Source organism: Streptomyces pactum (assembly GCF_016031615.1).
Classification (GTDB): Bacteria; Actinomycetota; Actinomycetes; order Streptomycetales; family Streptomycetaceae; genus Streptomyces; species Streptomyces pactus.
In genome coordinates this window covers 3,961,580-3,975,878 of record NZ_JACYXC010000001.1, presented here as the reverse complement: position 1 = coordinate 3,975,878, position 14,299 = coordinate 3,961,580, and the positions used below count along the sequence as shown (strand labels likewise).

Below are 14,299 nucleotides of genomic sequence, written 5' to 3'. Positions count from 1 at the left end.
TCCGCACCGCGGCCACCGGTCCGGCACCCCGCCGGACCCGGCGGGCGTCCGCACGGGCCCGGCGGGCATCCGTACCGGCCCGACGGGCATCCGTACCGGCCCGGCGGGCGTCTGTACGGGCCCGGCCGGCGGGAGGCGGCGCCGGCGCGCCGTGCCGGGGCGCGTCGTGACCGGGCGCGTCGTGACCGGGCGCGCCATGACGGGATGAGCCGTGCCGGGGTGCGTCCGCCGGGTCATGGCCCGCCCCGTCCGGACGGCGGCGCGGCGGCCGGTTCCTCACCGGGGTCCAGCGGCGGCGCGGAGACCGCGCAGTGCGTACGGCACCCGGCGTGGCAGCGCTCCGGCCCGCCGGGCGCCTCCGGCTCCAGCGCGTCCGACCGTACGGTGCCCCAGGCGATCAGTCCGCCCACCACCAGCAGCAGCGCGCAGATCACCATGGCCGAGCGGAACGCGTCGGTGAACCGGTCCGGCGACCGGTAGTCGTGCGGGTCCAGGCCCGCCAGCAGCGGGAGCGCGGCCACCGCCACCAGCCCGGCCGCGCGGGCCGCCGCGTTGTTGATGCCGCTGGCCAGGCCCGCCCGGCCGACGTCCACCGAGGCCAGCACGGTCGCGGTCAGCGGGGCCACCAGCACCACCATGCCGGCGCCCATGACGACGAGCGCGGGCAGCACGTCACGCCAGTAGGACGCCCCCTCGGCCACCCGCGCCATCAGCAGCAGCCCCGCCGCGCACAGCAGCGGGCCCACGGTGAGCGGGATGCGGGGGCCGATCCGCGTGCCCAGGTCCCCGGCGCGGGAGGAGAGCAGCAGCATCAGCATCGTGGTCGGCAGCAGCGCGGTGCCCGCCGCCAGCGCCGAGTACCCGACCGAGATCTGGAGCTGGAGGACGGCGAGGAAGAAGAAACCACCGAAGGCCGCGTAGACGCACAGCGTCACCACGTTGACGGCGGTGAACTGGCGGGAGGAGAAGATCGACAGCGGCAGCATCGGGTCCGGGCGGCGCCGCTCCCAGAACCAGAAGGCCACCCCGAGCAGCACCCCGGCCACCGCGGCCGTCACCACCGCCGGCGAGGCGCCCGCGTCCGGCGCCTCGATCAGCGCGTAGGTCACCGCGCCCAGGCAGAGCGCGGCCAGCACGGCGCCGGTGACGTCGAACCGGCCGTGCGCCCGCGGGTCGCGCGACTCCGGCACCGACCGCAGCGCGACCGGGACGCAGAGCACCGCCAGCGGGACGTTGAGCCAGAACACCCAGCGCCAGCCGGGTCCGTCCACCAGCCAGCCGCCGAGGAACGGCCCGACCGCGGCGGCCACCCCGCCCAGGCCGGACCAGGCCCCGACCGCCCGCGCCCGGTCGTCGGGGTGGAAGGTGGCCTGGATCAGCGCCAGCGAGCCGGGGGTGAGCAGCGCGCCGCCGACCCCCTGCAGCGCACGGGCGGTGACCAGCACCCCGGCGTTCGGCGCCAGCCCGCACAGGAACGAGGCGACGGCGAACCACACCACGCCGACGAGGAAGATCCTGCGCCGGCCGTAGCGGTCGCCGAGCGCGCCACCCAGCAGGATCAGTCCGGCCAGGGTGAGCATGTAGGCGTTGACGGTCCACTGGAGCACGGCGAGATCGGCGTCCAGGTCGGCACCGATGCGGGGCAGCGCCACGTTGACGACCGTGCTGTCCAGCAGCGCCATCCCGGAGCCGAGCACCGTGGTGACCAGCACCCGGCGCCCGGTGGGGGTGGCGAGCCGGACCGCTCCGGGCGCCTCGGCCACCGGCGCGGACCCGTTCATACCCCGATCGTCCCCGTGACCGGCCCGCCCGGCCACCGCACACCACCCACCGGCCCGGGACCCCAGGGAGCGGCCCGGGACCCCAGGGAGCGGCCCGGGCCGCTCGGGAACCCCGCCCGGCACCCGCACACCGGGCACGGGCAGGGCCGGGCGGGAACGGCGCGGGCCCGGTGCCCCGCCGGTGGGTACCGACGGCGCACCGGGCCCGTGGGCGCCGGAGGCGTACCCCGCGGCACCGGCCGGCCCGGCCCGGCCGACGGCCGGAACCGGGGGCCGCACGCCCCGGGGCAGGATGGTTACTTCAGCTTGGTGCCGGTGGAGCGCAGGTCCGCGCACGCCTTGGTGACGCGCTCGGCCATGCTGGTCTCGGCGAGCTTGCCCCAGCTGCGCGGGTCGTAGGTCTTCTTGTTGCCGACCTCGCCGTCCACCTTGAGCACACCGTCGTAGTTGCGGAACATGTGGTCCGCGATCGGACGGGTGAAGGCGTACTGGGTGTCGGTGTCGAGGTTCATCTTCACCACACCGTTCTCCAGCGCGGTGCGGATCTCCTCCTCGGTGGAGCCGGAGCCGCCGTGGAAGACGAAGTCGAACGGGTCGGTCTTGCCGTGCTTGGCGGCCACACCGTCCTGGAGCTCACGGAGCAGCTCGGGACGGAGCACCACGTTGCCCGGCTTGTAGACACCGTGGACGTTGCCGAAGGAGGCGGCCAGCAGGTAACGGCCCTTCTCCCCCAGGCCGAGGGCCTCGGCGGTGCGCTCGGCGTCGGCGACGGTGGTGTACAGCTCGTCGTTGATCTCGTGGGAGACGCCGTCCTCCTCGCCGCCGGTGGGGGTGATCTCCACCTCAAGGATGATCCGGGCCTTCACGGCCTCGGCGAGCAGCTCCTGCGCGATGGCGAGGTTGTCGTCCAGCGTCTCGGCCGAGCCGTCCCACATGTGGGACTGGAAGAGCGGGTTCTGACCGGCGGCGACGCGCTCCTGCGAGATCGCCAGCAGCGGGCGGACGTACCCGTCGAGCTTGTCCTTGGGGCAGTGGTCGGTGTGCAGGGCGATGTTGACCGGGTACTTCTTGGCGACGACGTGCGCGAACTCGGCGAGCGCCACCGCACCGGAGACCATGTCCTTGCTGTACTGGCCGCCCAGGAACTCCGCACCACCGGTGGAGATCTGGATGATGCCGTCGCTCTCGGCCTCGGCGAAACCACGGAGGGCCGCGTGCAGGGTCTGGGTCGATGTCACGTTGATCGCCGGGTAGGCGAACTTGCCTGCCTTCGCCCGGTCCAGCATCTCGTTGTAGATCTCGGGGGATGCGATGGGCATCTGACCGCTCCTTGTGATGTGCGGGGTTCGTTCGGTGGCCCTGACCTAGGGGGGCGACATCCTCGTCGGGGCCATCCTCCCAGACTCCCCCGCGCGATCCATACGGTGCCCGGGACGCCGCACGAAAGAGGGGGCGATGTTTCACGTGGAACATCGCCCCGTTCGGCGCAATCCAACGGCCCTGCGGCGGCCGGGCCCGGCCCCGGCCCGGGCACCCCGCGACGGGGAACACCGGACCGGAAACCATCGACCGGGAACCGGGAACCGGCCCGGGTCGCACGTGCCGGCCGTGCCGCCCGGTCCCGTCGTGCGGTCGAGCCGGATCAGCCTCCCGCGGTGGCACGCCCCGGCCTCACCGGGGCCGGTCGCACCGGGGGGCCGGTCGCACCGGGGCCCGGTCGTACGGGTCGCGTCAGTCGAGGCCGAGGTCGCCGAGCGTGTACGCGGTGACGTACGGCAGCCCGGCCTCCGCGATCGCCCCGGCGGCGCCCCGGTCCACGATGGTGGCCACCGCGACGACCTCGGCACCCGCCTCCCGGGCCGCCTCCACCGCGGTGAGCGGCGAACCCCCGGTGGTGGAGGTGTCCTCGACCACCAGCACCCGGCGCCCCGCGATGTCCGGCCCCTCGATCCGGCGCTGCATGCCGTGCGTCTTCTGCGCCTTGCGCACCACGTACGCGTCGAGCTTCCGCCCGCGCGCCGCGGCGGCGTGCAGCATCGCGGTGGCCACCGGGTCGGCGCCCAGGGTGAGGCCGCCCACGGCGTCGTACTCCAGGTCCGCGGTCGCGTCGAGCATGACCTGGCCGACCAGGGGGGCCGACTCCGCGTCCAGGGTGACCCGGCGCAGGTCGATGTAGTAGTCGGCCTCGCGTCCGGAGGAGAGGGTCACCTTGCCGTGGACCACGGCCTTGTCCTTGATCTGCCGCAGCAGGGCGTCACGCGCATCGCTCATGGCGACGAGCCTAAACGCTCCGCGGGCCCAGTCCGCGCCACCGCCAGCTGGTGGCCGCCTCCAGCGGCTCGATGGGCGTGACCAGGCGCGGAAGGGTGTTGAGACCGTTGGGCGGACCGGTCTGCGGCTCCACGCACACCGCCTCCGGCTGCTCGTCGTAGATCACCACCCACTCACAGCGGCTGGTCACCTTCAGCTCCAGTTCGCCGGGCCAGGTGAGGGTGACGTCCACCCCGTCCGGCATGCCGAAGCAGTCGTCCCAGGGGCCCTGCCGCGGCGGGACCCGGTTCCCGGTGGGCAGGTGGTCCGCACCCCGCTCCTCCTGCCACGCGGCGTCGAAGTGGATCTTCACGTCCTCGCCGCCCCGGCCGAGGTTCCGCAGGAACCACGGGTGCCAGCCGATCTGGGCCGGGAAGGAGTCGCCGATGGTCTCGATGCCCATGCTGATGGTGAGCCCGTCGGGGGCGAGGTCGAAGATCTGGGTGACCCGCCCCGGCCAGGGCCAGGGCGCGGCGAGGTCGTAGGTGAAGGCGGCCGAGGTGCCGTCGGTCCGGGCGGTCCGCCAGGCGGTGTCCCGCCCGGTGCCGTGGATGGCGTGCGGCGGGGCGTTGACCGGGAGCTGGTGGACGTCCGCGCCGTCGCGGAAGCGGCCCAGCTCCACCCGGCCGCACCACGGCACCATCGGGAACGAGCCGAACCCGGCGCCCTGCCGCAGCACTTCGGTACCGCCGATGCGGAGCGAGCCGATGCGGCAGCCGCTCTCCGGCAGGACGGTCAGCTCGGCGTCCCCGGCGGCCAGCCGTACGCCTTGGGTCTCCGTTGTGTCATGGGTGGTCACGCTCCGACCTTATGCGCCCGCCGCCCCGCCCGCCGCCCGGGCCGCTGCGCCACGGCGACCGGGCCCGGGTCCGTCGGGGTGACCTGGCCCACCGGCCGGACCTCGGCCGGGCTCACCGGCCGGGACCGGGTCCGGCCACGGCGTGCCGGGCTCGCAGAGCGGCCCCGGCGGCCGGTCCGGGGCGGTTCAGCGGCGGCGGCGCAGCATCCGCCGGCCGACCACCACGGCGGAGGCGACCACGAACGCGGCGGCGGGGGCTGCCCAGCGCAGGGTGGCCGACGCGGGGGCGGCATCGGCGGCCGGCACCGGCGCGTACCGGCCGCGCGGCGGCGCGTGGTCCACCTCCTCGGTGCTCCGCCCGATCATCGTGCGGCGGGCGTGCGCCGCCTCGGCGGGCGGCCCGTCGGGGTCGAGCGGGGCGAGCGGATCCACGCCGTCCACACCCCCGCCCGGTGCCACGCCGTCCAGGTCCCCGATCGGCGGAACGCCGTCCAGGTCCCCGACGCTCCCGATGACCTCGAAGTCCTCGTCGTCGATGTCGTCGTCCGCCCCGACGTCGGCGCGCCCGTTCCGCCCGGCGTCCCCGTTCCGCCCGGCGTCCGCTCCCGCCCGGTCGTCCGTGCCCGTCCGGTCCTCGTCGCTCCGCGGGTCCAGGGCCGGCGGCGGCACCTCGGCGTCGAAGACGGACGGCGTACCCGGGGACGCCGTGCCGTCCTCCCCGGCCCCGGCCGGACCACCTTCGTCCGGACCGGCGTCGTCCGGGCCTGCGGGGCGGGCGTCCTCGGCCCCGGCGGCATCCCGTTCCTGCGCCCGGGAGTGCTCCGGCGAGGGGCCGGCGGGCGGCTCGTCGGACGGACCGGGGGCGGTACCGGACGCCGCGTCCGGGGTCTCCGCCCCGCCCCGCGCACCCTGCGTGTCCCGTGCGTCGTCCAGGCCCCGCGCGCTCCGCGCGTCCGATGCGCCCGGCCCGTCGTCCCCGGTCCGTTCGATGCCCTCGCCGATACCGGCGGCGAAACGGTCCAGCATCCGCCGGGCGACCGGGCCGGTGGTCTCGGGGCCGAACTCCGCCAGCCGGCCGTGCGCGCTGACGGTGCCGGCGCAGCGCAGCGCGGTCCCGCCCTCCGCCGGCGTACACGTCACGGTCAGCGCGAGCTTCACCGAACCGTCGCCGCGCACCTCGCTGCCCTCGCCCTCGACGTCGAAGGCGCCGTCGCGTTCGACGACCCGGAGCGCGCCACGGTAGGTGATCGTGTGTCCGCCGACGCGGACCCGCAGCCGCCCGGCGAGCGAGCCCGGGAGCCGGTCCGCGTCCTGGAGGCCCGAGAGCTGGTCCGCGTCCTGCTGGAGGCCGGGAATGCTGCGGGCGACACGGGCCGGATCGGCCAGGGCCCGCCGCACGGTGTCGACGGGGTGCGGAACGAACACCTCATGCTCCATGGTGACCGAGCCTACCCACGCGGACCTCGCGCAGTGCTCCCCCGCACGCAACTTTCGCGCGCCGCCACTCCTCCGGGCCCGCAGGCACCCCATCCGGCGCATCGCACGCCCGTGCGAACGATCACGCGCCCGGGTTCCGCAGGGGCCGGGGCCGCCGGTCCCGTACGGGTTCCCCGTCCCCTACGGGTCCGGGGACGGGTTCCGTACGGCACGGGGACGAACGGGTTCCCGTACGGGTCCGCGGGTGGGCGGTCCCGTACGGGTGCCGCAGGGGCGCGGGTCCGGCGGGGAGGCGGTACCCGGGCCTGGCCGATCCCGCGGCGGCCGTACCGCGGCGGCCGGCCCTTCAGAGCGTCGCGGCGGTGACCCGGGAGCCCACCCGGGTCCGGGTGGCCACCAGCCGCCCCTCCTGGGGGTAGGCGTGCCAGGTGCGCCACTTGATCTGGCCTTCGTGGCTCTGGGCGAGCATCGCGGTGAAGGCGTGCGGGTCGCCGGGGAACGTCCCGGCGAGGCCGTGCGGATGGTCGGTGACGAGCGCGAGCAACTCCTGGGCCCGGCCCGCGAAGGAACCCCGGGAAAGGGTCTCCACGCGTGCCGCGAATTCGTACTCCCGGTCGCCGACCAGGGTCGAGACGCCGAGGGGCAGCGGGGTGCTGCTGCCGGGTATACAGGCCACCGTCTCCGAACAGGTGCCGCCCGGACCGTCGAGGATGACTTGGTGCGAGGCGCCGAGCAGCCTCAACTGCACGGTGGTTTCCGGGAATTCGAGATCCAGTACGGCCAGGGAGGGGAGCGGTTCCCGTCCCAGACACCAGGCGAGATCGGCGGCACGGGTGTCGGTGTAGGCCGTCTTCAGGGTCGTGAGCATGAATCGGCTCCGCAAGCACGCAGTAAGGGAGGTGGGGCCGGACCGCCCTGGCTGGGACCAGAGGCAACGGGGGGTACGCCGGCTCGTGCCTACGTGGGGTGCGTAGGGTCCAGGAATACAGAATCATGAAATGCGCGGCGCCACAGGGTTTTTTCCCATGTTCATGCGGTTTCCATCCCCTCGGGCGCACAGGCGTTCACCTGTTCAACAACGAAGCGCCCGGCGCGCGCCGGCGCGCCGGGCGCAGACCCGGACAACCTGGTTCATGCTCCGGTGGGGCGGCTCAGCAACCGCCGCCACCACCGCAGCCGCCCCCGCCGCCACCGCCGCAGGACGAACTGCCTCCGCCGCAGGACGACCCTCCGCCGCCGCAGGACGATCCGCCTCCGCCGCACGACGATCCGCCGCCCCCGCAGGAGGCACCTCCCCCGGTGTGGGACGAACCGCCCGACGCCGTGCCGCTCCGGCGGTAGGTGCCGCCGGCGCGCTTGCCCGAGCCCGAACGCACCGTGCCCAGGACGCCGATCATCACGGCGATGCCCACCCCGATCCAGAAGACCACCATGGACCCTCACCCTCCTTGCTCTCCCCCGAAGCGAGGTCCGCTCCGTCATCCGCGTGTTCCGCGTGCCGGTGTCCTGCCCGGGACGGTTCGCGGTCAAAGCGGAGTTGAGGAAGTCCAGAGCTTGGGTACGCCACCGGACCGGGAGCTGTACCGCGGCGCCGCATCGGCGAGGATGGACCGCACGACCGCCCGGCGGGCGCACACCCGGCCGGGCACCCGCACCACCGCCCGGGACGGCACCCGTCCGGGCGGGGCGGCGGCCGGGGAACCTTCAAGTGGTGGGAGTGATGGGGACATGAACGGCAGGCCCTTGCTGAACCGCAGGCTGGACGGGCTCGGCACCACGATCTTCGCGGAGATGTCGGCGCTGGCGGCCGCCACCGGCGCGATCAACCTGGGCCAGGGCTTCCCGGACACCGACGGGCCCGAGGAGGTCCGCGAGGCGGCGGTGCGCGCGCTGCGGGACGGCCGGGGCAACCAGTACCCGCCGGGGCCCGGCGTCCCCGAACTCCGTACCGCCGTCGCCGAGCACCAGGCGCGCCGCTACGGGCTCTCCTTCGACCCGGACACCGAGGTGCTGGTCACCGCGGGCGCCACCGAGGCCATCGCCGCCACCCTGCTCGCCCTGCTGGAGCCCGGTGACGAGGTGATCGCCTTCGAGCCGTACTACGACTCCTACGCCGCCTGCATCGCCATGGCCGGCGCCACCCGGGTGCCGCTCACGCTGCGCGCCCCGGACTTCCGGCCGGACCTCGACGCCCTGCGGGACGCGGTCACCCCGCGCACCCGGCTGCTGCTCCTCAACTCCCCGCACAACCCGACCGGCATGGTGCTCAACCCCGGCGAACTGGCGGCCATCGCCGAGCTGGCGGTGGAGCGCGACCTGCTGGTGGTGACCGACGAGGTCTACGAGCACCTGGTCTTCGAGGGCGAGCACACCCCGCTGATCTCGCTGCCCGGCATGCGGGAGCGGACCGTCGCCATCTCCTCCGCGGGCAAGACCTTCTCCTTCACCGGCTGGAAGGTGGGCTGGGTGACCGGGGCGGCCCCGCTGGTGGCGGCGGTGCGGACCGCCAAGCAGTACCTGACCTTCGTCAGTTCGGGCCCGTTCCAGTACGCGGTCGCGGAGGCGCTGCGCCTGCCGGACGGTTTCTTCACCGGTTTCCGCGAGGACCTGCGCGCCAAGCGTGACCTGCTGGCCGGCGGGCTCGCCGACGCGGGCCTGACGGTCTTCCGGCCGCAGGGCACCTACTTCATCACCACCGACATCGCCGCCCTGGGGGAGAAGGACGGCCTCGCCTTCTGCCGGAGCCTGCCGGAGCGGTGCGGCGTGGTCGCGGTCCCCAACGCGGTCTTCTACGACGACCCGGAAGCCGGCCGCACCCAGGTCCGGTTCGCCTTCTGCAAACGCGAGGAGATCCTGCGGGAGGCCGCGGCCCGGCTGAGCGGCCTGGGCCGCGGGTAGCGGGGCCGGTCCGGGGCGGCGGGTCAGCGGGTGGCGGCCCAGCGGCGCAGTGCCGGGCCGGCGCGGTGGTGCACGATCGCCGCCGGGGCCCGGCCCAGCACCGCCAGGCAGGCCAGGTGGCTCCCGGTCACGTCCAGGTCGGTCAGGTGCAGGGCCCGGGCCGTGGCGGGCCGGCCGGGCCAGGCGGTGACGGCCGGGGGCGCACCGGGCGGCGTGACCCCCAGGTCCCGGAAGCGGGTCCGCAGGCCGGTGCCCACCGCCTTCACCGCGGCCTCCTTGCGGCACCAGTAGCGCAGGAACCCGCGCAGCCGCCCGTCCGCCGGGAGCCGGTCCAGCTCGGCCAGCTCGCCCGCGGTGAGCACCCCGGGCGCGATTGCGGAGACGTCCAGCCCCGGGTCCACCGCCTCGGCGTCCAGGCCCACCTCGCCGCCCCGGTGGAACGCCACCCCGACCAGCCCGCCGCTGTGCGTCACCGAGAACCGCGGTACCGCGGGCACCGGGGCGCCGGCGTGCGCGTCGGGGGCCGGGGCGCCGGTGTCCGGGCACGGGGCCGCCGGGCGGCACGCAGGGAGTTCCCCGGGCGCCGGGGCCGGCCGGCCGGGAGCGTGGTGGTCGCCGGGCGGCGGGGTCACGGGGCCGAGCCGCACCTTGCCGTGCGGGCCGCCGCACACCGGGCAGCGCCGCACCAGGGGCACCTCTTCCGGGGGCAGGCCCAGGTAGCCGCCGAGCGCGACCCGCGTGATCGCACAACCCAGCAGGAAGCGCCGCCGGTCGGCGGGTGCGGCCGTCTCCCGGTGGCGGGCGCGCTCCACCGGGTCGAGGAGCCCGCACAGCCGCTCGTCGGCGTCATCGGTGCCGGCCCACCACACCCGCACCACACCGTCCGGGAGCGGGCCCGCGGGCGGCTCCGGGAAGTCATGGAGGGGCATGGCGGATCAGCGGGTGCCGAGGGTGGGCGGCGCGGGCGTCCGGGGGACCCCACGGCCGGGACAGCCCGGGTCATCGTTCCCGGTGACCGGGCGACCGAGCGGAGTTGTCCGGACCCGCGGCGTGAATTCAGCCCCGGCGGCGGGACGGGAAGGGCCGCTGCTGGGCGAACTCACGCTCATCGAGGCGATCACGGTCGTGATCGCCGTCGTATGCGAAGTCGTCCGGCTCGTCGAGCGGCCTGTCGATCTTTACGGAGAGTTCCCGCTCCAGGGCCGCGAAGTCTGTCGCCGGAGCGTGGTACTTAAGCTCCCGAGCTACCTTCGCTTGCTTGGCGCGCGCACGACCACGTCCCATAGCGGCGTCTCCTGGGAATAGGAGCGGTGCGGCCGGTCAGCGACGGAACCGCTCTCTGCTTACGTCACCCCGCCTACGTTACCATGCGCGCCCTCGCCTCCCGACGCTCCGGCGGAGGGAACGGGGGGAAGACGCGCGCCCCTTCCCGGGGCTTCCGGGGAAGGGGCGCGGTAAGGCTTCTGAAGGACCGCGGAAAGGCCTGCGGAATCACTCCGCCGCGGCAATCGCGGAAACGACGCTCAGTGAACGGCGCGCAGCAGACGGGAGACGTTGATGCGGGTCGGGGCCAGTTCGACCTCGATGCTTTCCATCATGCGCTCGCCATTCAGGCGGCCGTACGCGAGCAAGTCCACGTTGGCGAGGTTGAATTCCGGCCAGGTGTGAATGCTGAGGTGCGAGGCCGACAGCAGGAGAATGGCGGTCACCGCACCGTTGGGGAACACGTGCGAGGACTCGCCGAGAACCTTCGCGTTGCCCTTGGCGGCGGCGGTGCGAAGGACCTCCAGCAGGCGGGCCTCGTCGGTCAGGATGCTCGGGTCGGCGACCCAGAGGTCCACCGCGTACGAGCACAGGTCGTCGACGTTTATGTCTTTGGGGGCGCTGGCGAGGTCGTTCGTCATGGCGATGGGGAAACGCCCGGGAGGGTGTCCCCGTCTCCTTTCCGTTCCGTGCACTACAGGGAATTCCGCAGTCCGATACGCGATCTTCGGCGGCCCCGCTGGCGGCACCCAAGTCGTCGCGAACACACAATTTTAGCATCCACCATCGCGACGCCTCCCGCCACACAGCGGCCGGTGCCGGCGCAACGCGGGTGGCTCCAGGCGCCGTTGATTAACCGGCCGCGGGCCCCGCGGACCGCCCCCGGGCTTGGCCCCCGGCCGCCCGTCCGCCGCCGCCCCCACCCCGCTCACCAGCGAGGACGCGGCGCCCGGGGAACGGCCGGGGCGGATCGGACCGCTGGCGAATTGGCGGCCGTCCGGGACCGCGGTTTCGACGGGGAGTGCGCATAGTGAAAAGCGACACACAATGCGTGGTGCCGGGGTGGTTCTTCCGGCGGCCCCGCCGGTGCCACCGGGCGGAAGCGGGCCGGAGTTTTTCCGTTCCGGCCCGGCGGATCCCGGCCGGGATCTTCTTCCGCGCCGGGTACGGACCGGGGTTGATCCGCCACCGGGTGTTCCCCCCCGAGCCGTTCCCGGCCGCTTTCCCCTCACCGAATTGATCGCCCCCCGGAATTGACCACCGCGGGCCGCCGGCATTGCCCCCGGCTTTTTCCGCGGCGCCCCGGGGGAGGCCTCACCGCCACGGCGGCGGGCGGGGCCGGGCCCGGTCCCGGGCAGCGGTTCCGGGCGACGGTCCCGACGGATCCCGTGGGCCCGGTGCGGGAGGACCGGCACCGGGGGGGCGGTGCCGGTCACCGGACGGCCGGTCCCGGCGCCCCGTCCCGGCCGGTCCCGGCGACCCTCCGGCCGGCCACGGGTGACCTGTCCGGCCACTCGCGGGTGACCTCTCCCGGCCGCGCACCGACGACCTGATCCCGTCGGTCACGGGCGACCTGATTCCGCCGCTCAGGGGCGATCCCGGCTCCGGCCCGCCGGCCCCGGCCGCGGGCGACGAAGAGGCCGGAGAGGGGTTCACGGCGCGGCCGGCGGGCGGCCCCGCGTGCCCCGGGAGGGCCCCCCGGCCCGGTCTATACTCCGAAATCATGCGTACACAGGGAACTCCGCGGTCACAGGGAACTCCGCGGTGACCGGCGCGCGAGTCGCCGACGCCGACCGGCTTCTGCACGAGGTCGCCGACGCCGTCCGGTTGCAGGAAGGCGTCCCGGGTGTGCGCTCCGTACTCCGGGCCATCCGCCGGCTCGCCCCGGCCTCCACCAAGGAGATCAGCCGGGCCACCAGCCTCCCGGTGCCCATCGTGGCGGCGGTCGGCAACGAGCTGCGCCGCCGCGGCCTGCTGACCGAGAAGCGGCCGTCCCGCCTCACCCCCGCCGGCGTCCGGCTCGTCGCGGGCCTGGGCATGGACCTCTCCCTCGACGCGACCTGCGTGGAGTGCGACGGCCGCCAGCTGGTGATCCCCTCGGTGCTGGACGAGGCGGTCCGGCGGCTGGGCGCGCTCATGGAGACGGGTCCCGGGGCCGACATGAGCCTGGACCAGTCCCGGTGCACCCCCGAGACCAAGGTCCGCCGGGTGCTGGCGCTGCTGAAGGCCGGGGTGCTGCCGGGCGGATCGCTGCTGCTGGTCGGCGACGACGACATGATCTCGCTGGCGCTCGCGGTGGTCGGTGACGTCCTGGGGTCCCCGCTGGTCGAGCGGCTGACCGTGGTGGACATCTCGCCGGAGATCCTGGGCCACATCACCGAGGTCGCCGCCGAGCTGGACTTCCCGGTCGAGACGGTCCGGCACGACCTGCGCGAGCCGCTGCCGGAGCGGCTGCACGGGAAGTTCGACGCGGCGATGACCGACCCGCCGTACACCCCCGAGGGCGCGCGGCTGTTCCTCTCCCGGGCCGTCGAGGGCATCCGGCCCGGCCCGGCGAACAGCATCTTCTTCTCGTTCGGCGCCAAGAGCCCCAACGAGATGTTCGAGGTCCAGCAGGAGATCATGAACCTCGGGCTGGTCGTCAACGGCTTCATCCACAACTTCAACGAGTACGAGGGCAGCGGCATCCTCGGCGGCTCGGGCTTCTTCCAGCACCTGCTCACCACCAGCGCCACCGAGGCGGCGGTGGGCAGTTACCAGGGCCCGCTGTACACCCGGGACAAGCGCTCCCGGCAGCGCGAGTACGAGTGCGTGGCCTGCCTGGCGCGCACCCCCGTCGGACCGGGCAGCCGCTGGCCCTCGGTGGCCGCGCTGCGCGCCGAGGGGTGCCCGCACTGCGGCGGCGGGCCGTTCCGGCCGCGCCAGCTGGTGAGTGTGACCGAGGACGGCCCGGAGCCGTCCTCGGCGGACGCCGGCACCACCGCGCCGGACCGCGACCCCGCGCCGGCTCCGCGCCCCGCGGACGGCTCCGCCCCGGCGGGCTCCTCTGTCACCTCCGCCGCCTCCGCCGCCCCTGGGCCCCTCGGTGACCGCCCCGGTCACCCCGGCGGCCCCGTCCGCCCCCGAGGCCGCGTCCGTCCCGGCACGTGCCGGGGACGACCGTGCCGGCCGGACGCGCACCGCCCCGGCGGGCTCCGCGGACCGGGGCGTCACCGCCTGGCCGCCGTCCGGCGACCGGCCGCGGTACGAGGAACTGGCCGCGCCGTTCCGGGTCCGGCCCGCCGACGTGCGGGACATCCCGGCCATCGCCGACTTCGAGGTGGAGATCGCCAAGATCTCCTTCGGGGACGCCGCGGTGGACGACCCGGCCCGGCACCGTACCCGGCTGGCGAAGGCGATGGAGAAGTCCCGCAAGGGCATGTTCGTCGCCACCCGCCCGGACGACGACAAGGCCGTGGGCTGGCTGTGGATGAGCGACAACCAGAACACGATGACCGGCGACCGCTACGCGAACTTCCGTTCGCTGGCGGTGGCCGACATCGAGCAGCGCCCGCTCATCGCCGAACTGCTCATCGCCACCGGGCTGGACTTCGCCGTCGAACACGACCTGGTCGAGGTGGTCGGCAAGGTGCACGCGGGGAACGTCCCGATGCGCACGATGTACCGGAAGTTCGGCTTCGAGGCGACCCACATGTCGATGAAGCTGCGCCTGGTGCCGGCCGGCCGGGCGGCGCGATGAACCCGCCGCCCGCCGATCACCCCGCCGGGGCCGGACCGGGCACCGGGGCCGGTACCGGGGAAGGGGACGGCC

12 protein-coding genes and 1 pseudogene are annotated in these 14,299 nt (G+C 74.7%); 3 read left to right on the top strand and 10 right to left on the bottom strand.

Features of this window, described 5'->3' with window-relative positions; translation table 11 throughout:
- Positions 1-233: 233 nt before the first annotated feature.
- From IHE55_RS15790 to IHE55_RS15765, 6 genes are all read right to left on the bottom strand, one after another.
- Complete coding sequence (locus IHE55_RS15790) at positions 234-1,781, bottom strand: MFS transporter (RefSeq protein ID WP_197989611.1); 1,548 nt, start codon at positions 1,779-1,781, stop codon at positions 234-236.
- A gap of 296 nt (positions 1,782-2,077) precedes the next feature.
- Positions 2,078-3,100 carry a class II fructose-bisphosphate aldolase gene (gene fbaA / locus IHE55_RS15785; protein WP_197989610.1) on the bottom strand — a complete coding sequence of 341 codons (1,023 nt, stop codon included), beginning with the start codon at positions 3,098-3,100 and terminating at the stop codon, positions 2,078-2,080.
- 412 nt (positions 3,101-3,512) lie between these two features.
- Positions 3,513-4,052: an orotate phosphoribosyltransferase gene (pyrE, locus tag IHE55_RS15780; RefSeq protein WP_197989609.1), complete on the bottom strand. Its 540-nt coding sequence runs from the start codon at positions 4,050-4,052 to the stop codon at positions 3,513-3,515.
- A 10-nt stretch (positions 4,053-4,062) separates the two neighbouring features.
- Positions 4,063-4,890 (bottom strand): aldose epimerase family protein, encoded by an 828-nt coding sequence (locus tag IHE55_RS15775; RefSeq protein WP_197989608.1) that lies wholly within the window; start codon positions 4,888-4,890, stop codon positions 4,063-4,065.
- A gap of 186 nt (positions 4,891-5,076) precedes the next feature.
- Positions 5,077-6,327 (bottom strand): SRPBCC domain-containing protein, encoded by a 1,251-nt coding sequence (locus IHE55_RS15770; protein ID WP_197989607.1) that lies wholly within the window; start codon positions 6,325-6,327, stop codon positions 5,077-5,079.
- Positions 6,328-6,673: 346 nt separating this feature from the next.
- The gene (locus tag IHE55_RS15765; protein WP_197989606.1) at positions 6,674-7,195 is read right to left on the bottom strand and encodes a DUF2617 family protein; all 522 of its coding nucleotides are present in this window, start codon (positions 7,193-7,195) and stop codon (positions 6,674-6,676) included.
- Between the two features lie 860 nt (positions 7,196-8,055).
- On the opposite strand from IHE55_RS15765, the gene IHE55_RS15760 reads away from it, so the two are divergent.
- Positions 8,056-9,225 carry a pyridoxal phosphate-dependent aminotransferase gene (locus IHE55_RS15760; RefSeq protein ID WP_197989605.1) on the top strand — a complete coding sequence of 390 codons (1,170 nt, stop codon included), beginning with the start codon at positions 8,056-8,058 and terminating at the stop codon, positions 9,223-9,225.
- A 23-nt stretch (positions 9,226-9,248) separates the two neighbouring features.
- Here IHE55_RS15760 and IHE55_RS15755 read toward each other — a convergent pair whose 3' ends face one another.
- The 3 genes from IHE55_RS15755 to speD form a co-directional block, all read right to left on the bottom strand.
- A complete protein-coding gene (locus tag IHE55_RS15755) occupies positions 9,249-10,154 on the bottom strand; it encodes a 4'-phosphopantetheinyl transferase family protein (protein WP_197989604.1) in 906 nt (301 codons plus the stop codon).
- A gap of 127 nt (positions 10,155-10,281) precedes the next feature.
- A complete protein-coding gene (locus IHE55_RS15750) occupies positions 10,282-10,509 on the bottom strand; it encodes a DUF3073 domain-containing protein (protein ID WP_197989603.1) in 228 nt (75 codons plus the stop codon).
- Positions 10,510-10,748: 239 nt separating this feature from the next.
- Complete coding sequence (gene speD, locus IHE55_RS15745; RefSeq protein WP_197989602.1) at positions 10,749-11,129, bottom strand: adenosylmethionine decarboxylase; 381 nt, start codon at positions 11,127-11,129, stop codon at positions 10,749-10,751.
- A 1,396-nt stretch (positions 11,130-12,525) separates the two neighbouring features.
- Here speD and IHE55_RS15740 point away from each other — a divergent pair.
- A pseudogene (locus IHE55_RS15740) lies at positions 12,526-13,152 on the top strand (bis-aminopropyl spermidine synthase family protein); the annotation flags it as partial.
- An 89-nt stretch (positions 13,153-13,241) separates the two neighbouring features.
- Here the strand turns inward: IHE55_RS15740 and IHE55_RS15735 are convergent.
- Complete coding sequence (locus tag IHE55_RS15735; RefSeq protein WP_197989601.1) at positions 13,242-13,541, bottom strand: hypothetical protein; 300 nt, start codon at positions 13,539-13,541, stop codon at positions 13,242-13,244.
- Positions 13,542-13,573: 32 nt separating this feature from the next.
- On the opposite strand from IHE55_RS15735, the gene IHE55_RS15730 reads away from it, so the two are divergent.
- Positions 13,574-14,227, top strand: a complete 654-nt coding sequence (locus IHE55_RS15730) for a GNAT family N-acetyltransferase (protein WP_197989600.1) — start codon at positions 13,574-13,576, stop codon at positions 14,225-14,227.
- Positions 14,228-14,299: the final 72 nt, after the last annotated feature.